Source organism: Micromonospora sp. NPDC126480, from assembly GCF_040302465.1.
In the GTDB taxonomy this organism is placed as follows: Bacteria; Actinomycetota; Actinomycetes; order Mycobacteriales; family Micromonosporaceae; genus Micromonospora.
Map to the genome: position 1 here is coordinate 33,633 of NZ_JBEORU010000028.1, position 19,639 is coordinate 53,271.

20 protein-coding genes and 1 riboswitch are annotated in these 19,639 nt (G+C 74.3%); of the genes, 9 read left to right on the top strand and 11 right to left on the bottom strand.

Annotated elements, in window-relative coordinates:
* Positions 1 to 9 precede the first annotated feature (9 nt).
* A complete protein-coding gene (locus tag ABTW87_RS23180) occupies positions 10 to 1,353 on the top strand; it encodes a WXG100 family type VII secretion target (protein ID WP_350653051.1) in 1,344 nt (447 codons plus the stop codon).
* Between the two features lie 50 nt (positions 1,354 to 1,403).
* On the opposite strand, the gene mycP is transcribed toward ABTW87_RS23180, so the two are convergent.
* Positions 1,404 to 2,642 (bottom strand): type VII secretion-associated serine protease mycosin, encoded by a 1,239-nt coding sequence (gene mycP, locus ABTW87_RS23185; RefSeq protein WP_350653052.1) that lies wholly within the window; start codon positions 2,640 to 2,642, stop codon positions 1,404 to 1,406.
* A 9-nt stretch (positions 2,643 to 2,651) separates the two neighbouring features.
* Positions 2,652 to 3,005 (bottom strand): helix-turn-helix transcriptional regulator, encoded by a 354-nt coding sequence (locus ABTW87_RS23190; RefSeq protein WP_350653053.1) that lies wholly within the window; start codon positions 3,003 to 3,005, stop codon positions 2,652 to 2,654.
* Positions 3,006 to 3,207: 202 nt separating this feature from the next.
* Here ABTW87_RS23190 and ABTW87_RS23195 point away from each other — a divergent pair, with 202 nt between their 5' ends.
* Positions 3,208 to 3,879: a carbonic anhydrase gene (locus ABTW87_RS23195; RefSeq protein ID WP_350653054.1), complete on the top strand. Its 672-nt coding sequence runs from the start codon at positions 3,208 to 3,210 to the stop codon at positions 3,877 to 3,879.
* Positions 3,880 to 3,955: 76 nt separating this feature from the next.
* On the opposite strand, the gene ABTW87_RS23200 is transcribed toward ABTW87_RS23195, so the two are convergent.
* Both ABTW87_RS23200 and ABTW87_RS23205 read right to left on the bottom strand, forming a co-directional pair.
* Positions 3,956 to 4,972 (bottom strand): coiled-coil domain-containing protein, encoded by a 1,017-nt coding sequence (locus ABTW87_RS23200; RefSeq protein WP_350653055.1) that lies wholly within the window; start codon positions 4,970 to 4,972, stop codon positions 3,956 to 3,958.
* 4 nt (positions 4,973 to 4,976) lie between these two features.
* A riboswitch (cyclic di-AMP (ydaO/yuaA leader) is annotated at positions 4,977 to 5,107 on the bottom strand.
* A 166-nt stretch (positions 5,108 to 5,273) separates the two neighbouring features.
* Positions 5,274 to 6,620 carry a YibE/F family protein gene (locus ABTW87_RS23205; RefSeq protein WP_350653056.1) on the bottom strand — a complete coding sequence of 449 codons (1,347 nt, stop codon included), beginning with the start codon at positions 6,618 to 6,620 and terminating at the stop codon, positions 5,274 to 5,276.
* Between the two features lie 330 nt (positions 6,621 to 6,950).
* On the opposite strand from ABTW87_RS23205, the gene ABTW87_RS23210 reads away from it, so the two are divergent.
* A complete protein-coding gene (locus tag ABTW87_RS23210) occupies positions 6,951 to 9,101 on the top strand; it encodes a heavy metal translocating P-type ATPase (protein WP_350653057.1) in 2,151 nt (716 codons plus the stop codon).
* Positions 9,102 to 9,113: 12 nt separating this feature from the next.
* Here ABTW87_RS23210 and ABTW87_RS23215 read toward each other — a convergent pair whose 3' ends face one another.
* Entirely contained in the window at positions 9,114 to 9,416 is a 303-nt protein-coding gene (locus ABTW87_RS23215; RefSeq protein ID WP_350653058.1) for a metal-sensitive transcriptional regulator, read from the bottom strand.
* A gap of 93 nt (positions 9,417 to 9,509) precedes the next feature.
* Here ABTW87_RS23215 and ABTW87_RS23220 point away from each other — a divergent pair, with 93 nt between their 5' ends.
* From ABTW87_RS23220 to ABTW87_RS23240, 5 genes are all read left to right on the top strand, one after another.
* A complete protein-coding gene (locus ABTW87_RS23220; protein ID WP_350653059.1) occupies positions 9,510 to 9,719 on the top strand; it encodes a heavy-metal-associated domain-containing protein in 210 nt (69 codons plus the stop codon).
* 24 nt (positions 9,720 to 9,743) lie between these two features.
* Positions 9,744 to 10,736 carry a DUF8832 domain-containing protein gene (locus ABTW87_RS23225; RefSeq protein ID WP_350653060.1) on the top strand — a complete coding sequence of 331 codons (993 nt, stop codon included), beginning with the start codon at positions 9,744 to 9,746 and terminating at the stop codon, positions 10,734 to 10,736.
* 12 nt (positions 10,737 to 10,748) lie between these two features.
* On the top strand, positions 10,749 to 12,992 hold the full coding sequence (locus ABTW87_RS23230; RefSeq protein WP_350653061.1) for a heavy metal translocating P-type ATPase: 2,244 nt from the start codon (positions 10,749 to 10,751) through the stop codon (positions 12,990 to 12,992).
* A 67-nt stretch (positions 12,993 to 13,059) separates the two neighbouring features.
* Positions 13,060 to 13,233: a CsbD family protein gene (locus ABTW87_RS23235; RefSeq protein ID WP_350653062.1), complete on the top strand. Its 174-nt coding sequence runs from the start codon at positions 13,060 to 13,062 to the stop codon at positions 13,231 to 13,233.
* A 187-nt stretch (positions 13,234 to 13,420) separates the two neighbouring features.
* On the top strand, positions 13,421 to 13,552 hold the full coding sequence (locus ABTW87_RS23240; RefSeq protein ID WP_350653102.1) for a hypothetical protein: 132 nt from the start codon (positions 13,421 to 13,423) through the stop codon (positions 13,550 to 13,552).
* Between the two features lie 63 nt (positions 13,553 to 13,615).
* Here the strand turns inward: ABTW87_RS23240 and ABTW87_RS23245 are convergent, their stop codons facing one another.
* Both ABTW87_RS23245 and ABTW87_RS23250 read right to left on the bottom strand, forming a co-directional pair.
* Positions 13,616 to 14,251, bottom strand: coding sequence for a dihydrofolate reductase family protein (locus tag ABTW87_RS23245; protein WP_350653063.1), 636 nt, complete (start codon positions 14,249 to 14,251; stop codon positions 13,616 to 13,618).
* A gap of 30 nt (positions 14,252 to 14,281) precedes the next feature.
* Positions 14,282 to 15,502 carry a DUF2786 domain-containing protein gene (locus ABTW87_RS23250; protein WP_350653064.1) on the bottom strand — a complete coding sequence of 407 codons (1,221 nt, stop codon included), beginning with the start codon at positions 15,500 to 15,502 and terminating at the stop codon, positions 14,282 to 14,284.
* A 189-nt stretch (positions 15,503 to 15,691) separates the two neighbouring features.
* On the opposite strand from ABTW87_RS23250, the gene ABTW87_RS23255 reads away from it, so the two are divergent.
* Positions 15,692 to 16,135, top strand: coding sequence for a DUF4383 domain-containing protein (locus ABTW87_RS23255; RefSeq protein WP_350653065.1), 444 nt, complete (start codon positions 15,692 to 15,694; stop codon positions 16,133 to 16,135).
* Between the two features lie 51 nt (positions 16,136 to 16,186).
* On the opposite strand, the gene ABTW87_RS23260 is transcribed toward ABTW87_RS23255, so the two are convergent.
* From ABTW87_RS23260 to ABTW87_RS23275, 4 genes are all read right to left on the bottom strand, one after another.
* A complete protein-coding gene (locus ABTW87_RS23260) occupies positions 16,187 to 17,149 on the bottom strand; it encodes an anti-sigma factor RsbA family regulatory protein (protein WP_350653066.1) in 963 nt (320 codons plus the stop codon).
* Complete coding sequence (locus tag ABTW87_RS23265; protein ID WP_350653067.1) at positions 17,146 to 17,967, bottom strand: MEDS and STAS domain-containing protein; 822 nt, start codon at positions 17,965 to 17,967, stop codon at positions 17,146 to 17,148. Before ABTW87_RS23265 ends, ABTW87_RS23260 begins: the two co-directional genes overlap by 4 nt.
* A gap of 49 nt (positions 17,968 to 18,016) precedes the next feature.
* Positions 18,017 to 18,445 carry an ATP-binding protein gene (locus tag ABTW87_RS23270; protein ID WP_350653068.1) on the bottom strand — a complete coding sequence of 143 codons (429 nt, stop codon included), beginning with the start codon at positions 18,443 to 18,445 and terminating at the stop codon, positions 18,017 to 18,019.
* Between the two features lie 62 nt (positions 18,446 to 18,507).
* Positions 18,508 to 19,551, bottom strand: coding sequence for a sodium:calcium antiporter (locus tag ABTW87_RS23275; protein ID WP_350653069.1), 1,044 nt, complete (start codon positions 19,549 to 19,551; stop codon positions 18,508 to 18,510).
* Between the last annotated feature and the right edge of the window lie 88 nt (positions 19,552 to 19,639).

Consider the following 19,639-nt stretch of genomic DNA (forward strand, 5'->3'; position numbering starts at 1 on the left):
GGGTGAGCCGTGCCGAGCTGGGAAGAGATGTGCCAGCAGGTCGTCGTGGCGGGCCGGCCGGGTGACGTGGCCACCGCGGCGTCGCTCTGGGAGCAGCTGCTGAAGAACGTGAACGCGGTGAAGGAGAGCCTGGAGACCAACGTCAAGGACCTGGGCGAGGTGTGGAAGGGCGAGGCGTACGAGGCCTTCAAGACGCGGGTCACGGGGATCGCGACCGAGGCCGACCGGGTGGTCAAGGACGCCGAGGGTCAGAACGGCATCGTCCAGTCGCTGCGGACCGCCGCGGACGACCTGACCGCCGCCCAGGCCCGGTTCCCCATCCCGGCGAGCTGCGTCAACGACGTGCTGGAGGCGCGTAACGGGCGGCTCGTCATCGACACCGGGTTCTTCGAGGCGAAGGTCAAGCCGGACTTTCTCGGTCTGCTCGACCCGCTCACCTCGCTCTACGACTGGATCAACGACAAGTCGTCGGAGGCGGCCGAGGTCTACGGCGACGTCAGCGGCCGGTACCTGACCACCGACCAGGGGATGCCGGGTTCGACGGGGGTTCCCCCGACCGACTTCAGGCCGGACATGCGCACGCCCGACCTGGGCACCGGGCCCGGGGGGACCGCGCCCGGCGGGGCGCCGAACCTGGGCGGCATGCCGTCCGGCGCGAACCTGCCCGGCGGCGGCCCCTCGGCGAACCTGGACAGGCTGCCGGGCACCGGCACCATGCCCGGCACCGGCTCCGGCGCTCACCCGGACCTCGGCGGCGGCTCCGGCACCGGCTACCCGTCGGGCGGCTACCCGGGCACGGGCAGCCTCGCCGACGACTACGGCAGCGGTCTCGCCGGTGCCGCCCCCGCCGCCACCGCGCCGGGCCTGGGCGGCGGTGGCCTGCCCGGCACCAGCGGCCTGGGCGCGAGTACCGGCGGTGCCGGTCTGGCCGGGGGCGGCGGAATGATCCCCGGCGGTGGATCCCTGGGTCGCCCGGTGACGCCCGGCATGGCGCCGATGATGGGTGGCGGCATGGCCGGCGCCGGTCGGGGCGGGGGCCGGGGTGGCGGTGGCCGGCTCGGCGCGGGCGGCAAGCTGGGCGCGGGCGGCGGGATGGCGCCGATGATGGGTGGCGGCATGGCCGGCGCCGGTCGTGGAGCCGGAGGTCGCGGGGCAGGCCGGGGAGCGCCCGGCGCCGGCGTGGCCGGCCGGGGTGCCGGCGGGGCCGGTGCCCGCGGCGGGGCCGTCGCCGGCATGGGCGGGACGGGCGGCGCCGGGTTCGGCGACGAGGAGGTCCCCCGCAACACCTGGCTGGAGGAGGACGAGGACGTGTGGGGCGCGGACGGCGACGGCGCGCCCGGCGTGCTGCGCTGACCCGATCGACGTCCAGGGCCTCTCCTCGCCGAGGAGGGGCCCTGTGCATGTCAGGTGGTCGGGGTGGGGTCGGCCGGCCGCCGCCCCGGTCGCCAGCCGCGCCGGCGCCCCCGAACCAGGACCGGCTTGACCGCCAGCAGCAACACGGCCAGCGCCGCGCCGATCGCGGCCGTCCACAACGCCACGTCCCGCTGCCAGGCCAGCGGGTCCTCAGCCGGCGGCGGCGCGGCCAGCGCGGCGGGTGGTTTGTCGGTCCGCGTGCCGAGCAGGTCGGACACCGCTCGGTAAGGGTTCACGACGCCGTGACCGACCTCGGCGTTGTGGCCGCCGGGCGGGTTGTCGGCCGTCCGGACGAGCCGGTCGGCCACCTGGTCCGGCGTGAGGTCCGGGTGGGCGGCCCGCACCAGCGCGACCACCCCGGAGACGTACGCGGCGGCGAAGCTGGTGCCACCCTCGGGTCGGTTGAGGTAACCGTCGCCGCCCGGCGCGGGGCCGACGATGTTCAGGCCCGGGGCGGCGACGTCGACGTAGTCGCCGGCCACCGAGCTGCCGACGTGGCCACCCTCCTCGTCCACCCCGGCGACCGCGATCACCCCCGGGTACGCGGCGGGGTACGCCGTGAGGTTCTGCTGGTCCTCCGCGCGGTTGCCGGCGGCGGCGACCAGCACCACACCCTCGTCCAGCGCGTCGCGGACCGCGTCGGCCAGCTCCGGCGTCTCGACGGTGACCAGGGACAGGTTGATCACGTCGGCGTCGTTCTGCACCGCCCACCGGATCGCCTGGGCCACCTCGGCCGGCAGCCCCTCGTCCCGGGTCGTCCTGCCCGCCTCGGGCAGGATGCGGACCGGGAGGATGCGGGCCTCGGGCGCGATGCCGCTGAACGGCGCACCGGTGCCGTCCCGGCCCGCGATGATGCCCGCGATGATGGTGCCGTGCCCGTCCAGGTCACACTGGCCCTGCTGCTGCGGCAGGTTGTTGAAGTCACGCCCCGGGCGGACCTTGCCCCGCAGTGTGGGATGGATGGCCGACACCCCGGAGTCGATGACCGCGACGGTGATCCCGTCGCCCCGGCTGAGCCGCCACGCCGGCGCGGGCTCCAGGCGGCGGGTCGCCCACGGCGTCTCGGCGGGCGCCGCCGTGCCGGGCGGCCCGCAGCGGGGCGCCGCCGCCGCGGGCGAGGGTGCGACCGCGAAGGTGCCGAGCAGCAGAGCGGCGGCTCCACTCAGGAGGGCCCGGGCCCCGGCTCGGCGGGCGGGAGCGGGCCGGTCCGGTCGGAAGCTCTCGCGCACGCGGTGAGACTACCGCCGCGCGTCGCCGGCGGGGGTACCGCCCGTCGTGCCCTCGCTCACCGGCTCCTCGGCGAAGACCGCAAGCAGGTCACCGACCTGCCGGTCCGCCTCCGCCGGGTGCCGGAAGCGGCCGGCGGGGTTCAGGGTGTACTCGTTGCGCCGGCCGACCCGCGTGCGGAGCAGGTAGCCGCCCGCCTCCAGGTCGGCGACGATGGCCTGCGCGGCCCGCTCGGTGATGCCGACCTCGTCGGCCACGTCGCGCAGCCGAGCGGTGGGGTTGCGGGCGATGGCGAGCAGCACGTGGCCGTGGTTCGTGAGGAACGTCCAGTTCCGGGTGTTCCCCTGCTCTTCTGCGGTCGCCATGCCGTCATCGTATGACCCGTCCCGGTAGCGCCCACCACCGCCGGGGCTCCGTCGCACGTCGCGCAAGGGCTCGCCGACATATGAAGCGCATATCACGCATACCTTGACGCGGCTTCTGCTGCGTGTGACCGTGGGTGCCAGCCCGAGTCCAGCGCCGGCCCCGGGTCCCACCAGGTTCGCCGCCGCAGGGACGAGGTGAGGCATGAGTCGCAGCGCGCAGAGCGAGGCCGTCGCCAGCTCTACCGGGCCGGAACGGGCGCTCGCCGAGCTGTACGCCGGCAACCGGCGGTTCGTCACCTGCGAGCCGCGTCATCCCAACCAGGACGCCGGCCGTCGAGCGGCCGTGGCGGACGGGCAGCAGCCCTTCGCGGTGATCGTCGGCTGTTCCGACTCCCGCCTCGCCGCCGAGATCATCTTTGACCGCGGGCTGGGCGACCTCTTCGTGGTGCGTACGGCGGGGCACACCGTGGGTCCCGAGGTGCTGGGCAGCGTCGAGTACGCCGTGACCGTGCTCGGCACGCCGCTCGTGGTGGTGCTCGGCCACGACTCCTGCGGCGCCGTGCAGGCGGCCCGTACGGCGGCAGCCACCGGCACGCCCCCGTCCGGCCACCTCGGTGCCGTGGTGGACGCCGTGGTGCCGAGCCTGCGCCGGGCGGACGCCGAGGGGGTCGCCGACCTCGACGGGATCGTCGACATCCACATCGCCTGCACCGTCGAGGCGATGCTGGACCGGTCGGAGCCGCTCGCAGCCGCCGTGGCCGCCGGGCGGTGCGCGGTGGTGGGGATGTCGTACCGCCTCGCCGCGGGTGCGGTGCGGACGGTGGCCGCGGTGGGCCTGCCCGACGTCGACGCGGCCGAACGCGCGGCCGCCTGACCGTCCCGGGTCCCGGCGAGCACGGACACCGAGGGCCGCCCCGCCACTCGCGGGGCGGCCCTCGTCGGTAGCCGGCCTACAGCATCGACACGTGGACGTGATCGGTGTGGTCCGACGCGCCGCTGTACGAACTCCAGCCGGTCGCCGGGAACCAGATCTGCCGGTTCCAGATCACGTAGTAGACGCCGAGCCGGTCGGCGTTGCGGACCAGGAACGCGGTCAGGTCGTTGCCGTACCTCCGCATGTCGTTGTTGTGCCAGGAGGCGAACCCGCGATTCTGGAGCGACCAGTCACAGGCCCGTCCCTTGGGATGCTCGAACGGGCCGCCCGACCGGTGGCAGCCGACGAACCGGTTGAAGCCGGCCCGCTTGACCTCCTTGTACATGTGCAGCGTCCGGGGGGTGACGCAGCCGGAGGTGGTCGGGTCGTTCTCGCTGCAGGACTGGGGCTTCCAGTCGCCGCTCGCGGTGCGGCCCGGGGCGATCCGCGCGACCGGCGAGGTGGCGCTGACCAGGCCGCCGGTGAGTCCCTTGCCGCCAACCAGCCGCAGTGCCTTCTCCGCCTCCCGCTTCTCGCGGTTCTTGGCGTTTGTCAGCTTCTGCTGCTCACGGATCTCGGCGTCGAGAGCCAGCTTGGCCTGCTCGGCTCGGTTCTTGACCTCGTTGACCACGCCGAGGCGCTTGTCGTTGACGAGGTTCAGCTCGTCCAGGGCGGTCGCGCGGGCGATGAACGAGTCGGGGGTGTTCGCGGTCAGCAGCATCGACATCGCACCGATACGGCCGGTCCGGTACGACTGGGCGGCGATCTGGTTGACCTGGGGCGCCAGGGCGTTGAGATCGGCCTGTGCCTTCCGGAGCTCCAGTTCGAGGGCGAGCTGGCGCTCCTGCGACTTCTTCAGCGCGGCGTTCGCCTTGATGAACTCCCGGTTGCGGGACTCGATCAGGTCGCCCAGCAGCTTGGGCTCCTCGTCGTGCCCGGAGGGCTGGGGGGGAGTGGTGGGGGCGGCCGAGGCCGGGGTGGGCCCGGCGAGGACGGCCAGCGCGGCGAGCACGGCCACCACGGGTGTCAACCAGCGGCGTAGGGGTGCCGTCACAATGTTCCCTTCCGTCGACCGCCGACCGGGTTAGCTGACGGGTTCGGGACGGAAGCGGCCCCTACCGCTGGCGCGGATTCACCCCACGTACCTGGTTCCCCGGCTCGCCTGGTGGCGATTGGGCGGTGGCCCCGCTGGCGCCGGTGCGCGCCTTCGGCGGTGACCGGGAGCGAGGTTACCTGACAGTCGTCCTGGGGATCTACGTCCCGAAGCCGACCAAACGCGCGATTTCGTCGGTGCACTGCGTAATCAGTGACGCGTCTATCAGGAGGACGGTCCTGGATCGTCACGCTGCGGAGTGTCACCATGCGGTGTCCGTACTCCTGTCGCGGTCGGGCCACCTGGTGGTGGCGGGGGCGGTCCCGCCGGCGCGGGGTGTGCTGAGCGCCTCCAGCGCCTCGGTCCGTTCCGGGGCCGGTCGCGGGGTCGGCGCGGGGGTGCGGTCCCCGCCGCCCGCCCCGCCGGTACGCCGGCCGGCGGTGGTGACCAGGGCGGCGAGCCCGGTGGTCAGCGGGACGGCGGCGATCAGTCCCAGGGTCGCGACCGCGCTGCGGACGATCTCCTGGGCGAGGAACTCGCTGGTCAGGATCTGACTCACCGGCCGCGAGTCGGCGGTCAGCAGGAGCAGCACCGGCAGCGACGCGCCCGCGTACGCCAGCACGATGGTGTTCACCGTGGAGGCGATGTGGGCCCGGCCCACCCGGGTCGCCGACCGGTAGAGCTGGCGGCGGGACAGACCGGGATTGGCGTGCGCCAGCTCGGTGACGGTGGCCGCCTGGGTCACGGTGACGTCGTCGAGCACGCCGAGCGAACCGATGATGATCCCGGCCAGCAGCAGGCCGTGCAGGTCGACGTCGGCCTGGAACATCGACAGGGTCGTGGCCTCCTCGCTGCCGTACCCGGTCAGGTGGGTGGCGGCGGTGGCGAGCGTGCCCAGCACGCCGGTGAGCACCAGGCTGCCCAGCGTGCCGAGCACCGCGACCGACGTCTGTGTGGTGACGCCGTGGGTGAGGTAGAGGACCACGAACATGATCAGAGCGGCGCCGACCACCGCGACCAGCAGCGGCGACCGGCCGGCGCTGATCCCCGGCAGCACGAAGGTCAGCAGGATGGCGAAGCTCGCGGCCAGGCCGGCGAGCGCGGCGAGCCCGCGCCAGCGTCCGAACGCCACGATCGCGGCGGCGAAGAGCGCCACCAGCCACACCAACGGCTTGCCCCGCTGGTGCTCCGCGATGTTGTACGCGCTGGCGGACGGGTCGGCGGGGTCGGTCAGCTCGACCAGGACGACCTCGTCGCCGACGGCGACCGCCGGCGCGCCCGGCCCGGCGGGCACCGGGGTCTCGACCTGCTGCCCGGCGTCCGGCCCGTCGTCGACCCGGACGGTCACCGTTCCGCACGGGCCGTCGCCGGTGGCCGGGCCGCCCTCGGGCGCCTCCGGCGTCGGCGGGCACGGCTCGGTCACCACCCTCGTCACCGTGGCGTGGTAGCGGGGTGGTTCGGTGGCGGCCTCGGGCTCCCGGGTGTCCCGGGGCCACAGCACGAGGGCGGCCACCACGGTGGCGAGGAAGAGGGGGACCACCGTCGCGACGAGGATCCGTCGCACCCCCGGCGGGGCGGACGGAGCGGGACGGGTGTGGTCGGCGCCCATCAGAGTGTCTCCCAACGATTTCAGGGCGGGGTACGGGCCGGCGGGTCGGACGGTTCAGCGTTCCCCCGAACTCCTCCCGGCGAGACGTCCGGGGGTGGCGTCGTGGCCACGTACCGTGACGGCCGGGCCGGGCCCCGTGTGGCCGCGCGCGGTCGGCGGCGGCACCGGCGCCCCGGGGTGGGCGGAGGCCGGGCGGTACGGGATCCGAAGGGCCATCGGCCGAATCGTAGCCAGCGCGACCCCGCGGGCGCAGGTCGCGCGCCGTGGTGTCGGCCGCCGGACCTGGCGGTTGCGCCCCGCGGCCGGGTGCCGGCGGGGGATGTTGAGAGCATGGCGGCGCATCCGAAGCCGGGCGGCGGCCCAGCGCACGGCGGGCACGAGAGCCAGGGCGGGCACGAGGTCGAGGGCGGGCACGGGCGGCCCGGTGGGCACGACAAGCACGCCGGGCACGACAAGCACGCCGGGCACGACCCGGAGATGTTCCGCCGCCGGTTCTGGGTCTGCCTGCTGCTCACCGTGCCGGTCGTGCTGACCAGCCACCTGGTGATGGAATGGTTCGGCTACCGGCTGGAGTTTCCGGGCCGGTCACTGGTGGGGCCGGTGCTCGGCTCGGTGGTGTTCTGGTGGGGCGGCTGGCCGTTCCTGGTCGGGGCCGTCCGGGAGCTGCGGGACCGCGCGCCGGGGATGATGCTGCTGGTCGCCATGGCGATCACGGTCGCGTACGCCGCGTCGCTGGCGACCAGCCTCGGCGCGTTCGACCTGGACTTCTGGTGGGAGCTGGCGGCCCTGGTCACGATCATGCTGCTCGGCCACTGGCAGGAGATGAAGGCGATCGGGCAGGCACGTGGTGCGCTCGCGGCGCTGGCCGCCCTGCTGCCGGACGACGCCGAGCGGGTCGCCGCGGACGGCGCCACCGCCCGGGTGCCGGTCGGCGACCTGCGAGTGGGTGACGTGGTGCTGGTGCGGCCCGGCGGGCGGGTGCCGGCAGACGGCCGGGTCACCGACGGTGCCGCGGAGCTGGACGAGTCGATGATCACCGGGGAGTCCCGGCCGGTCACCCGCTCGGTGGGCGACCGCGTGGTGGCGGGCACCGTCGCCACCGACTCCGCGGTGCGGGTCCGGGTCGAGGCGCTCGGCGAGGAGACCACCCTGGCCGGCATCCAACGGATGGTGGCGCAGGCGCAGCAGTCGAGCGGCCGCGCCCAGGTGCTGGCCGACCGGTTCGCCGCCGGCCTGTTCTACGTCGCCACGGCCACCGCCGTGGTCACGGTGCTCGCGTGGACGGCGTTCGGCAACGCCGACGAGGCCGTGGTCCGCACGGTCACCGTTCTGGTCATCGCCTGCCCGCACGCGCTGGGCCTGGCGATCCCGCTGGTGATCGCCCTGTCCACGGCGCTCGCGGCCCGCTCCGGGATCCTCGTGAAGGACCGGCTGGCGCTGGAGCGGATGCGCACCGTCGACGCGGTGCTGTTCGACAAGACCGGCACCCTGACCCGGGGGGAGCACGTCGTCACCGATGTGGCCGCGGCGCCGGACGCCGCCGACGGCGAGGTGCTGCGGATCGCGGCGGCGGTCGAGTCGGACAGCGAACACCCGTTGGCGCGTGCGATCGTCACGGCCGCCCAGCAGCGCGGCGCCGTCCCCGCTGGGACCGGGTTCCGCTCGCTGCCCGGCCGCGGGGTGCGGGCGACGGTCGAGGGCCGGGAGTACGCGGTGGGGGGTCCTGCTCTCCTGCGTGAGCTGGGTGTGCGGCCGCCCGCCCCGTTGGCCGGGGCGAGTGACCGGTGGGCCGACCGGGGCGCGGTCGTGTTGCATCTGGTGCGGCTGCCGGACGCGGTGCTCGGGGCGGTGGCGCTTACCGACGAGGTGCGGCCCGAGGCGCGGCAGGCGATCGACGAGCTGCGCGCGGAGGGAATCCACACCATCGCCATGATCACCGGAGACGCCCGGCCGGTGGCCGAGGCGGTGGCCGCCGACCTGGGTTTCCGGCGTGGCGTGGACGAGGTGTTCGCCGAGGTGCTGCCGGCGGACAAGGACGGCAAGGTGACCGAGCTGCAGCGACGCGGCCTGACGGTTGCGATGGTGGGTGACGGGGTCAACGACGCGCCGGCCCTGGCCCGGGCCGACGTGGGCATCGCCATCGGGGCGGGTACGGACGTCGCGATCGAGTCGGCCGGGGTGGTGCTCGCCTCGTCCGACCCGCGTGGCGTCGGCGCGGTGGTCCGGCTCTCCCAGGCGTCGTACCGGAAGATGCGGCAGAACCTGGGCTGGGCGGCCGGGTACAACGTGGTGGCCCTGCCGCTGGCCGCCGGGGTGTTCGTCTGGGCCGGGCTGGCGTTGAGTCCCGCGCTGGCGGCCGTGCTGATGTCCGGGTCGACGATCGTGGTGGCGCTCAACGCCCAGCTGCTGCGGCGGGTGCGCCTCGAGAGCAAGGAAGGGCCCCCTCTTAACGCCTCGCGAGGTGAAAGGGCCCCTTCTTAACGCGCGGGGAGGTCAGCCGCGCTTCATCAGCCGGCCGACGGCGGCCATCATCTCGGTGGCCATCTCGTCGGCCCGACCCTCGGCGGCCCCTTCGTGCAGGCAGTGGCGTGCGTGCCCGTCGAGCAGGCCGAGGGCCACCTTGTCCAGCGCCGCCTGGATCGCGGAGATCTGGGTGAGGACGTCGATGCAGTACCGGTCCTCGTCGACCATCTTCTCGATGCCCCGGACCTGCCCCTCGATGCGGCGCAGCCGCGTGAGCAGCTGGTCCTTGGTGGCGGTGTAGCCCCGGATCGGGGCGGGCGTGGGTGTGGTCATGCGAACCAGGATAGCGTACCCCTAGGGGGTATGTTACTGTCCTGGGCAGTTACCCCCAGGGGGTATGCTGGGTGACGGAGAAGGAGAGGTTCCATGGTCACCACCACGTACCAGGTGCAGGGCATGACCTGCGGGCACTGCGTGAGCTCGGTAAGCGCCGAGGTCGGCGCGATCCCGGGCGTCCGGGACGTCCAGGTGGATCTGGCCTCCGGTCAGGTCACCGTCAGCAGTGCGGACCCGTTGGACATCGAGACCGTGCGCGCCGCGGTCGACGAGGCCGGCTACGACCTCGTCGGCGCCTGACGCACGGAGAGACCGAGGTACCCCATGAACACGGCGACGAAGCTCAGCGGCTTCGCGCTCGGCCTCGTGGCGGTGTTCGGCGCGGCGTACGGGGTCGGCCAGGTGACCGGCCCCGTCGCCCCCGCCGCCGACACCCGCCACGACGACACCGGGCACGCCGGTGAGACCGCGCACACCGACGAGACCGGGCACGGCCAGTCGGCGGGCGCCCACCTGCCCGGCGGCCTGCTCGTCTCCGACCGCGGCCACACCCTCCGCCCGGTCGAGGCACCGCCCGGGGAGTTCGCCTTCCAGATCACCGGCCCGGACGGCGAACCGGTCACCGCGTACGAGGTGGCGCACGACAAGCGCATGCACCTGATCGTGGCTCGCCGGGACCTGTCCGGCTTCCGCCACGTGCACCCCGAACTGGCTCCGGACGGCACCTGGCGGGTCGACTCCCCACTGACCGGGCCGGGCGTGTGGCGGGTCTTCGCCGACTTCACCCCGGGCGGCGGCGAGCCGCTGACCCTGGGCGTCGACGTGACCGTCCCCGGTGAGCTGGTCGACCGGCCCCTGCCGCCGCCCGCGACCAGCACCACGGTCGACGGCTACACGGTCACCCTGGCCGGCGCGGCACAGCCGGGCCGGACCAGCGAGCTGACCCTGACCGTGAGCCGCGACGGCGAGCCGGTCACCGACCTGGAGCCCTACCTGGGCGCGTACGGTCACCTGGTGGCGTTGCGTCACGGCGACCTCGCGTACCTGCACGTCCACCCGGACGGCGCGCCGGGTGACGGACGGACGAGGCCCGGCCCCGAGGTGACCTTCCTCGCCGAGGTGCCGTCCACCGGCACCTACCGGCTCTACCTGGACTTCCAGCACGACGGCGTGGTGCGGACCGCCGAGTTCACTCTCGTCGCGGGAGCGACGGGCGGGGCGGTCACGGTCGCCCCCGCGCCCACGCCGACCAGTACCAGCGCACCCGCCCCGACCGGCGGCGCCGACCACGGCACCCCCGGCCACGGGCACGACTGACGGGACCGCGTGATGACCACCACGAGCAAGCCCCTGCCGATGGCACCCCACCAGATCGAGCTGGCGATCGGCGGCATGACCTGCGCCTCCTGCGCCGCTCGCATCGAGAAGAAGCTCAACCGGATGCCCGGCGTCACCGCCACGGTCAACTACGCCACCGAGAAGGCCAGCGTCGCGTACGCCGACGACGTCACCCCGGACGACCTGATCGCCACGGTCGAGAAGACCGGCTACACGGCGGTCGTGCCGCCCCCGCCGGCCAGCGCGGGCGAGCAGCCGGTGGACGAGCTGCGCGGGCTGCGTACGCGGCTGTGGGCGTCGGTCGCGCTCACCGTGCCGGTGATCGTGCTGGCCATGGTGCCGGCCTGGCAGTTCACCTACTGGCAGTGGCTGTCGCTGACCCTGGCCGCCCCGGTGGTGGTGTGGGGCGGCCTGCCGTTCCACCGGGCTGCCTGGGTCAACCTGCGGCACGGCGCGGCGACCATGGACACGCTTGTGTCGTTGGGCACCCTGGCCGCGTTCGGCTGGTCGGTGTGGGCGCTGTTCCTGGGCACCGCCGGTACGCCCGGCATGACCCACCCGTTCAGCTTCGACATCGTCCGCGGCGACGGCGCGGGCAACATCTACCTGGAGGCGGCGGCCGGCGTCACCACGTTCATCCTGGCCGGCCGCTACTTCGAGGCGCGGTCGAAGCGCACCGCCGGAGCGGCCCTGCGCGCCCTGCTGGAGCTGGGCGCGAAGGACGTGGCGGTGCTGCGCGGCGGCGCGGAGGTCCGCGTCCCGGTCGACCAGCTCGCGGTGGGGGACCGGTTCGTGGTGCGCCCGGGCGAGAAGATCGCCACCGACGGTGTCGTGGCCGAGGGCACCTCCGCGGTCGACGCCAGCATGCTCACCGGGGAGTCCGTCCCGGTGGAGGTCGCGCCCGGCGACACGGTCGTCGGGGCCACCGTGAACGCCGGCGGCCGCCTGGTCGTCCGGGCCACCCGGGTCGGCGGCGACACCCAGCTCGCGCAGATGGCGCGCCTGGTCGAGGCCGCGCAGACCGGCAAGGCCGCCGTGCAGCGCCTCGCCGACCGGATCTCCGGCGTCTTCGTGCCGATCGTGATCGCGCTCGCCGCCGGCACGTTGGGCTGGTGGCTGGGCAGCGGGGCGGGGCCGACGGCCGCGTTCACCGCCGCCGTGGCGGTGCTGATCATCGCCTGCCCGTGCGCCCTGGGCCTGGCCACGCCGACCGCCCTGCTGGTCGGCACCGGCCGGGGCGCCCAGCTCGGCATCCTGATCAAGGGTCCGGAGGTGCTGGAGTCGACCCGGCGGGTGGACACGGTCGTGCTGGACAAGACCGGCACGGTCACCACCGGGAGGATGACCCTGGTGGACGTGCTCCCCGCGAGCGGGCAGGACCGCTCCGAGTTGCTGCGCCTCGCCGGGGCCCTGGAGGCCGCGTCGGAGCACCCGATCGCCCGGGCGATCGCCGCCGGTGCCGGACAGGAGGTCAACCTGCCGTCGGTGTCCGGGTTCACCAACCTGGAAGGGCTCGGCGTGACCGGCTCCGTCGCCGGCCGCGAGGTGCTGGTCGGCCGGCCGAGGCTGCTGCGGGAACGGGATCTCGTCGTACCGGAGGAGGTCGCGGAGGCCGTGACCGCCGCGGAGGCCGACGGTCGGACGGCGGTCCTCGCCGGCTGGGACGGGCGGGCGCGTGGCGTCCTCGTGGTGGCCGACGTGGTGAAGCCGACAAGCGCGGCCGCGGTCACCCGACTCCGGGAGCTGGGCCTCACGCCGGTGCTGCTGACCGGCGACAACGAGACCGTCGCCCGGGCGGTCGCGGCCGAGGTCGGTATCGACCAGGTGATCGCCGAGGTGCTGCCGGCGGACAAGGTCGCGGTGGTGCGGCGGCTCCAGGACGAGGGCAGGGTCGTGGCGATGGCCGGCGACGGGATCAACGACGCCGCCGCGCTCGCCCAGGCCGATCTCGGGCTGGCGATGGGCACCGGTACGGACGTGGCGATCGAGGCCTCCGACCTGACCCTGGTCCGGGGTGACCTGATCGCCGCCGCCGACGCGATCCGGCTCTCCCGCCGCACCCTCGCGATCATCAAGGGAAACCTGTTCTGGGCGTTCGCCTACAACGTGGCGGCCCTGCCGCTCGCCGCGGCCGGACTGCTCAACCCGATGATCGCCGGCGCGGCGATGGCCTTCTCCTCGGTCTTCGTGGTAGCCAACAGCCTCCGGCTCCGGGGTTTCCGGCCGGTGGCCTGACCACGGTTGGAGGTCGGTCTCCGGGGTACACCGGAAGGTGACGTACCCCCGGACTCTGGAGGCCGACATGGGCATCGAAGACAAGGTGAACAACACCGCCGAGAACACCGCCGGCAAGCTCAAGGAGGGCGCCGGGCGCGCCACCGACAACGAGCGGCTCGAGGCGGAGGGCCGCAACGACCAGGCCAGCGCCGACCTGAAGCAGGCCGGCGAGAAGATCAAGGACGTCTTCCGGAGCTGAGAAACGGTGTACGCGTCCCGCCGGGCCGGCTGTGCCGCCCCGGCGGTGACGTGTCCCGCCGACGAGTCCACTCGTTGCCAGGACGACGCCGGGGCCTCACTTCGGGAGCGGCGTCCCGGGCGTCCGGCGGACGTCCCGGTCGCGGGCGTCCACTCCGGACGCCCCGGTGCGAAACGGGGGTGAACCGGTGTCCCGGTCGGTCGTGATCGCGCGGCGCGCTGCCGCCCTGGCGGCGCTGGCCGTGCTGGTCCTGACGGGGCACGGTGACCACCGCGGCGAGGCCGCGCCCCCACCCGCGGTCAGCACCACCCGACGGTGACCGCGGGTCGTGCTGCGCGGCGGCCGGCGCGCGCCCCCGTGTCGCGCGCCGGCCGAGCTCCAGTCAGCGCAGGACGCGGTACGTCACGTGGGTGACGGTCGGACCGGCGACCACCCGGGTCTGCTCCAGCCGCAGATCCGTGAGACCGGCGAAGAGCGGCTCGCCCGCGCCCAGCACGACCGGCACGATGTGCAGCTGGAGCGTGTCGACCAGACCGGCGCCGAGGTACTGCCGGACCGCGCTCGCACCACCGGCCACCGCCACCTCCCGGTCACCCGCGGCCGCACGGGCCTGCTCCAGCGCCGATCGGATCCCGTCGGTCACGAAGTGGAACTCGGTGCCACCGGCCATCGGCAGCGACCGGCGGGGATGCCGCGTGAGCACGAAGACCGGCGTGCGGAACGGGGGCTCCTCGCCCCACCACCCACGCCAGCTCTCGTCCCACGCCCCCTCGCCGCCGCCGAACATGCGGCGCCCCATCACGTACGCCCCGACGCCCCGGGTCACCTCGTCGACCACCTGCGAGTCGACCCCGGGTTCGCCACCGGCCCGGCCGTGCTGCTCCCGCCACCGGTCGGCGGCGAAGAGCCACTCGTGCAGGCGCAGTCCGCCCCGCCCCAGGGGATCCTGGCGGCTCTGGTCCGGTCCCGCCACGTACCCGTCAAGTGACACCGAAAGCTGACACGTCACCACGCTCATGTTCAGGTAGACGATCGGGACGGGCGAAAGTCACCGGCGCCGGCCACCGCGCACCGGTCGGGCCGGCCGGCCGGGGGCCAACGACGCGGCGTCGGCGGCGGCCGTCCCCGACGACCAGCCCTCGGCGTCCCGTACGGTCAACCGGGCCCGGGTGACTCCGGGGAAGAGGGTGTCGAGGCGTTCCCGCACCGCCTCGGAACGCGCGGCGAGCACCGGCAGCAGACGGTCGGTTCCAGCGGACTCGGTGGCGGCCCCGGTCGCCGACCGCAGGCGTTCCCCGATCCGCAGGGCGAACGCGTTCAAAAACGACTCGTCGTACCCGCGGGTCCGCCGCCCGCCGGTCGGCCGCCGCTGGTCGCGCCCCCGCAGCATGGCCGCCGTGGCCTGCACGAGCAGCGACGTGTACAGCAGCTCGACCGCCTCCAGATCGGCCGCCCAGCCCAGCACCGTGCTGAAGCCCAGGTCGTCGGACCACACCGCCTCGCACCGGTTCGCCGCCGCGACCTCCTGCACCAGCAGCGCCTTCGCGCCGGCGTACGGCGCCTCGGTGCCGAGTCGCACCCCGGTTGGCACCTCGTCCGTCCCGGGCGCGGCCAGCAGCGCGGCCTCGATGCTGTGCCGCGCGATCAGCTCCTGGGCCTTGCCGGTCAACGCCTCCGCCTCGGCGGGGAAGGTGGTCGACTCGGCCTTCGCCAGCAGTGCGCGCACCCGGTCGAGCATCCGCGACCCGCCGGTACGGCCGCCGCCGCTCACCGCCACCGGCGAGCCGGGCGGTGGGCGGAGCAGCGCGACCGGTGGCAGCCCGTCGAGCAACGCCACCGCCGCCACGGCCGCGCGCAGAGCGCTGTACCGGTCCGTGCCGGTGCGCGCCGACCAGCCGGTGAGGTGGCGACCGTCGGCCTCCCACCACACCGACGCGTCCAGTTCGCGAAGCTGCGCGTCCCACCACTCGGGGACCGGAGCGGTCAGGTCCCGGCGGTGCGCGGCGAGCGCGTCCACGACCAGCCCGGCGTCGCGCGACCCGAGCCGGCGGGTCGCGATCCGGGCCAGGTCGGCCGGCTGCCAGCCGCGCGGCACGAGCCGTCCGACGCCCCGCGCCAGCCGGTCCAGCAGCGCCGTGTCGACCTGTCGCGTGCCCGCCGCGTCGACGGCGCCGATCATCAGCCGGTCCAGTTGCCGCTCCGCGCGGCGCACGTCGCTGCCGCGCGCCGCCGTCACGGCGTCGCCGACCAGCTCCTCGGCATCCGGCACCGCCGCTCCCCCCGCTCGTCGAAGAATCCGCGCCCGGCCGACCGTACCTCCGGCCGCCCCGCAACCCGGACGACCGTGATGGGTGCCACCCGGGCCGCATGATCCGCCCGGCCGGGGGTAGCCACGTCGCATTTCACCGCCACCCGGACGGTGCCCGGGTCGGCGTCACCGTCGACGGGGGTGGACGACATGGTCAACAGATCCGGCACCACCGGGAAACATCCGGTGCGCACCGCCGCACAGCTCTACGGCGTGGTCTTCCTGCTGATCGGGATTCTCGGGTTCATCCCCGGCATCACGACCGACTACGACACGATGAAGTTCGCCGGGCACGAGTCCGAAGCGAAGTTGCTCGGTCTCTTCCAGGTGTCGATCCTGCACAACCTGGTGCACTTCGCGTACGGGGTGGCCGGGTTGGCGCTGGCCCGGACGATTCCCGGAGCCCGCGCGTTCCTGGTCGGCGGCGGCGCGATCTACCTGGTCCTCTGGCTGTACGGCCTGGTCGTCGACCACGACAGCGCGGCGAACTTCGTGCCGCTGAACACGGCCGACAACTGGCTGCACCTCTTCCTCGCCGTGAGCATGATCGGCCTGGGGCTGGTCCTCTTCCGCCGGCCCGGCAACCGCCGCTGACCGGCCGACCCGCCGGTGCCGCCGCTGTCGCCACGGGAGGCGAGTCACGGGTCAGCGCGCGGTGTAGAGCGAGCCGGCGGTCAGCCGAAGGGTGAAGCCGTCCGGGCCGCGGTGGCGGCTGACGTGGTTGCACGACTGGTAGGTGATCCACATGCCCAGGCCACCCGGTGCGCCGTCGCCGACCGGGAGCATCCCGGCGAACGGGTCGGCCGGGCCGGAACCGGCGTCGCTGACCGTGACGACGATGCGATCGGCAGCCGCCCACACCCGCAGCCGCACCGGCGGCTCACCGTGGCGCAGCGCGTTGGTGACCGTCTCGCTGACCGCGACCACCAGGTCCTCGAGATGGTCCACCGGCAGCCGGCCCGGATCCACCCGCTGGACGGCGGCGCGGGCCTCGGCGGCCGTCGGGTCGTACAGCTCGATCGCCGGTCGGGTCGCCTGGACCGGGTCGGGCGTGAACGGCCGGTCCTCCCGCAGGAAGCTCTCCGGGCGGGTCCACGTGGGGCTGGGCACGTGCCGCCCGTCCGGCGTGGCGAACCGGGGATGGGTGCGGGCCACGTCCGCCAGCACCTCAGGCGGACAGATCCGAGTGTCGTACGCACACATGCTCCACAGCGGGAAGTCGTCGTACGCCCGGTTGATGGCCGACTCGTACCGCGCCCACCAGTCCCACAACGCGCCGAGCGCCACCTCCGGCACCTCGCCGATGATCCGGATCTGCCGCGCGCCCGCGGCGACCTGGTCGGCGAGGAGCTGGCGGTAGAAGCGGATCGCGGCGGCGGGCCGCGCGTACAGGTCGCCGCCGGGCAGGAACTCCACCGTTGTGTCCGCCGGCAGGGCCGCCCGCACCAGCTTTCCGGTGCCTTCACCCAGCGCCACGAACGTCGGTTCGCCGGCCTCGACACCTCCGTTGAGGAACGGCACCGCGACGGCGAGCAGCTCCTCGTCGGTGTCGTAGCGGACCGCCTCGTGGTAGTAGCCGGTGTGCCCGGCCGCCGCACCGGTCCTCATCGGATCAGCTCCACCTGAACTCGGGTGAGGCCCAGCAGCTCGGTCAACCGGGCCGCGGCGGGACGGGCCGTCCGCAGCACCGCGACGGCGTTCCGGCGCCGCGCGTACGCGTCGAGGACGGCCAGCGCCCGGTGGTCGAGGAACCGCAGCGCGGTGGCGTGGAACACCAGGCGGCCGTCGGTCGGGTGCAGGTCGGCCCGTTCCAGCGCGGTGCGGAACAGATCGTGGTTCGACAGGTCCAGCTCGCCGGCCAGCGCGGCGTGCCCGTCCGGCTCGGCGGCGCCGTACAGGTGGAAGAGGAGGTCGGGCCGGTTGCTCGCCGGGTGCATGCAGGCCAGCGCCAGCACGGTCGCATCCCCCAGCACCGTCCGGTCGTACGCGCACACCGCGCCGAACGGCCGGGTGCGCATCCAGCGGTCGATCTGGTGCTCGTAGCGGGTGAAGGCCTCGAGCTGGGCGGGGGTGCGGACCAGTTCGGTCGCCTCGGCCACCACCCGCAGGCCGGTGAACCCGGCGGCGAGCGCCGCGTCGGTGGCGGCGGCGTACGCCGCGACCTGCGCGGGTGGGTCGACCACGACACCCGAGGCGTAGGTGTCGCCGAGGGACACCACGGCGGCGGCGCCCCGGGCCAGCGCAGCGGCGAAGTCGGGCCGGCGGACCAGCCGGTCGGTGACCGCCTCCGGCGGGGCGGGCGTCACGTACCAGACCTGTTCGCCGGCTGCCAGGCCGGCGGCGAGGAGGCGCTCCGCGTGCGCGGCGAAGACCTGCCGGTCGTCGTACGACCAGCAGAGATGACCGCACGATGCGGACGTGTCCATCGCGCCAGTGTATGCCGGGCCGTTGACCTTGGCCTCCGGCCGGTGGCGCTCACTTGCGCGGGAAGGTCGCCCAGATGTTCTTGGTGGTCTCGGTGGCGTACCAGCCGACGTCCAGGGAGAGGCGCTGCGCGATGTGCAGGCCCCGGCCGCCCGCCCCGGTCGGCTGCGTCTCGCTGAGATCCGGAGGCGTGCCGAGGTCGTGGTCGGCCACGTCGAGGATGAGACAATCGTCGGTGGCGAGCAGCCGGACGATGGTGGGCGGGATGCCGTGCCGCAGCGCGTTGGTCGCCAGTTCCGTCGCGATCAGCACGATCATCTCGGGCACCTCGTCCAGGGCCGCGCCGTCGGGCAGCACCGAACCGGTCAGCTCCTCGTGCAGCGAGGCGCGCAGCCCCCGCAACTCGGCCGCGTCGGACAGCCGCCACCGGCGCAGTTCGACGGCGCGCGACGGCGGAGGTGACGTGCTGAGTCGGCCCATGGCCCCTGTTGTACCCGGTCACCGCCACCGTCACGCCCGGCGGGCGAACCTGGAGCGCACGGTCACACCGCCAGGACGGCCGTCATCGTGGCGTAGCTGCCCAGCAGCACGATCCCCTCGAAGCCGAGCCGTCCCCAGCCGCACGCCTGGCGCACCAGCAGCCCGCCGAGCAGGACCGCCGTCATGAACAGGGCGCTGGCGGTCACGAACAGCTCTTCGGGACCGGCGGCGTGGTAGATGGACCCGCCGCGGTACGCGATGTCGCCGACCACGAGGTTGAGGGCGTCCAGCCCGTTGCCGCCGAGCACGGCCGCGATGGCCAGGGTGGGGGCGCCCCGGCGGACCGCGGCCACGGCCGTGACCGTCTCCGGCAGGGCGTTCACGGCCCCCATCAGGATCGCGCCGACGAAGCCCGCGCTGAGGCCGGTGACCACGACCAGGCTCTCGGCGGCCCGCGCGATGACCCAGCCGCCGACCGAGACCAGCAGGCCGACCGCCGCGAACCGCACCCAGAGCCGGGTGGTGCTGGTCCGGTCGAGGCTGCCGTGGTCGTGCGGGACGTCCGGCAACGTCTCGGTGGTGGCGACGGCCTGCCACAGCGGGCTGGCCCCGGACCGGCGGATCAGGTGCAGGCCGCCGAGGTAGGCGGCGACCATCGCGAACGAGGCGGGGTGCAGGCCGGCCAGGGTGACCTCCGGCGCGTACGAGCCGAGCAGCGCCAGTGCGAGCAGCGCGATGAGCAGCGCCCCGAACAGCACGTTCGACAGCGACGCGGCGGCGTGCTCCAGGTTGACCCGGCGGTGGAAGGCGTCCGCGACCGCGACCGCGGTGGTCTGCGCGGCGATCCCGCCCACCGCGTTGCCGTACCCGAGCTGCGGCTGGTCCGCCACCGCCGTGACGGCGGTCATCACGATGCCGGACAGGGAGGTCGCCAGCCCGAAGAAGACCGCGCCGAAGAAGGCCTCGCCCCAACCCGTCCGGTCGGCGAGGGTGTCCCCGAGGGTGACCAGGCGGATGCTGGCGAACACCGTCAGCACGCCGGCGACCCCGAACAGGGCGATGCTCAACCCCGGCGGCCAGGGCACGCTGGTCAGGAGGTCCGGCACCGGCCGGGGGTTCCCACAACCGGCCGGTTGAACCCCGACTCGCGGTGGATGTCCGGATCGCGCCGCCCGCGCCGGGTCCGCGCCGGGT

Bases quoted from the DNA above. Each gene is read 5' to 3' on its own strand.
- ABTW87_RS23190 (WP_350653053.1), bottom strand. From the start codon at position 3,005: ATGGCGACCGCAGAAGAGCAGGGGAACACCCGGAACTGGACGTTCCTC.
- ABTW87_RS23195 (WP_350653054.1), top strand. From the start codon at position 3,208: ATGAGTCGCAGCGCGCAGAGCGAGGCCGTCGCCAGCTCTACCGGGCCG.
- ABTW87_RS23205 (WP_350653056.1), bottom strand. From the start codon at position 6,620: ATGGGCGCCGACCACACCCGTCCCGCTCCGTCCGCCCCGCCGGGGGTG.
- ABTW87_RS23210 (WP_350653057.1), top strand. From the start codon at position 6,951: ATGGCGGCGCATCCGAAGCCGGGCGGCGGCCCAGCGCACGGCGGGCAC.
- ABTW87_RS23215 (WP_350653058.1), bottom strand. From the start codon at position 9,416: ATGACCACACCCACGCCCGCCCCGATCCGGGGCTACACCGCCACCAAG.
- ABTW87_RS23220 (WP_350653059.1), top strand. From the start codon at position 9,510: ATGGTCACCACCACGTACCAGGTGCAGGGCATGACCTGCGGGCACTGC.
- ABTW87_RS23225 (WP_350653060.1), top strand. From the start codon at position 9,744: ATGAACACGGCGACGAAGCTCAGCGGCTTCGCGCTCGGCCTCGTGGCG.
- ABTW87_RS23230 (WP_350653061.1), top strand. From the start codon at position 10,749: ATGACCACCACGAGCAAGCCCCTGCCGATGGCACCCCACCAGATCGAG.
- ABTW87_RS23235 (WP_350653062.1), top strand. From the start codon at position 13,060: ATGGGCATCGAAGACAAGGTGAACAACACCGCCGAGAACACCGCCGGC.
- ABTW87_RS23245 (WP_350653063.1), bottom strand. From the start codon at position 14,251: ATGAGCGTGGTGACGTGTCAGCTTTCGGTGTCACTTGACGGGTACGTG.
- ABTW87_RS23255 (WP_350653065.1), top strand. From the start codon at position 15,692: ATGGTCAACAGATCCGGCACCACCGGGAAACATCCGGTGCGCACCGCC.
- ABTW87_RS23260 (WP_350653066.1), bottom strand. From the start codon at position 17,149: ATGAGGACCGGTGCGGCGGCCGGGCACACCGGCTACTACCACGAGGCG.
- ABTW87_RS23265 (WP_350653067.1), bottom strand. From the start codon at position 17,967: ATGGACACGTCCGCATCGTGCGGTCATCTCTGCTGGTCGTACGACGAC.
- ABTW87_RS23270 (WP_350653068.1), bottom strand. From the start codon at position 18,445: ATGGGCCGACTCAGCACGTCACCTCCGCCGTCGCGCGCCGTCGAACTG.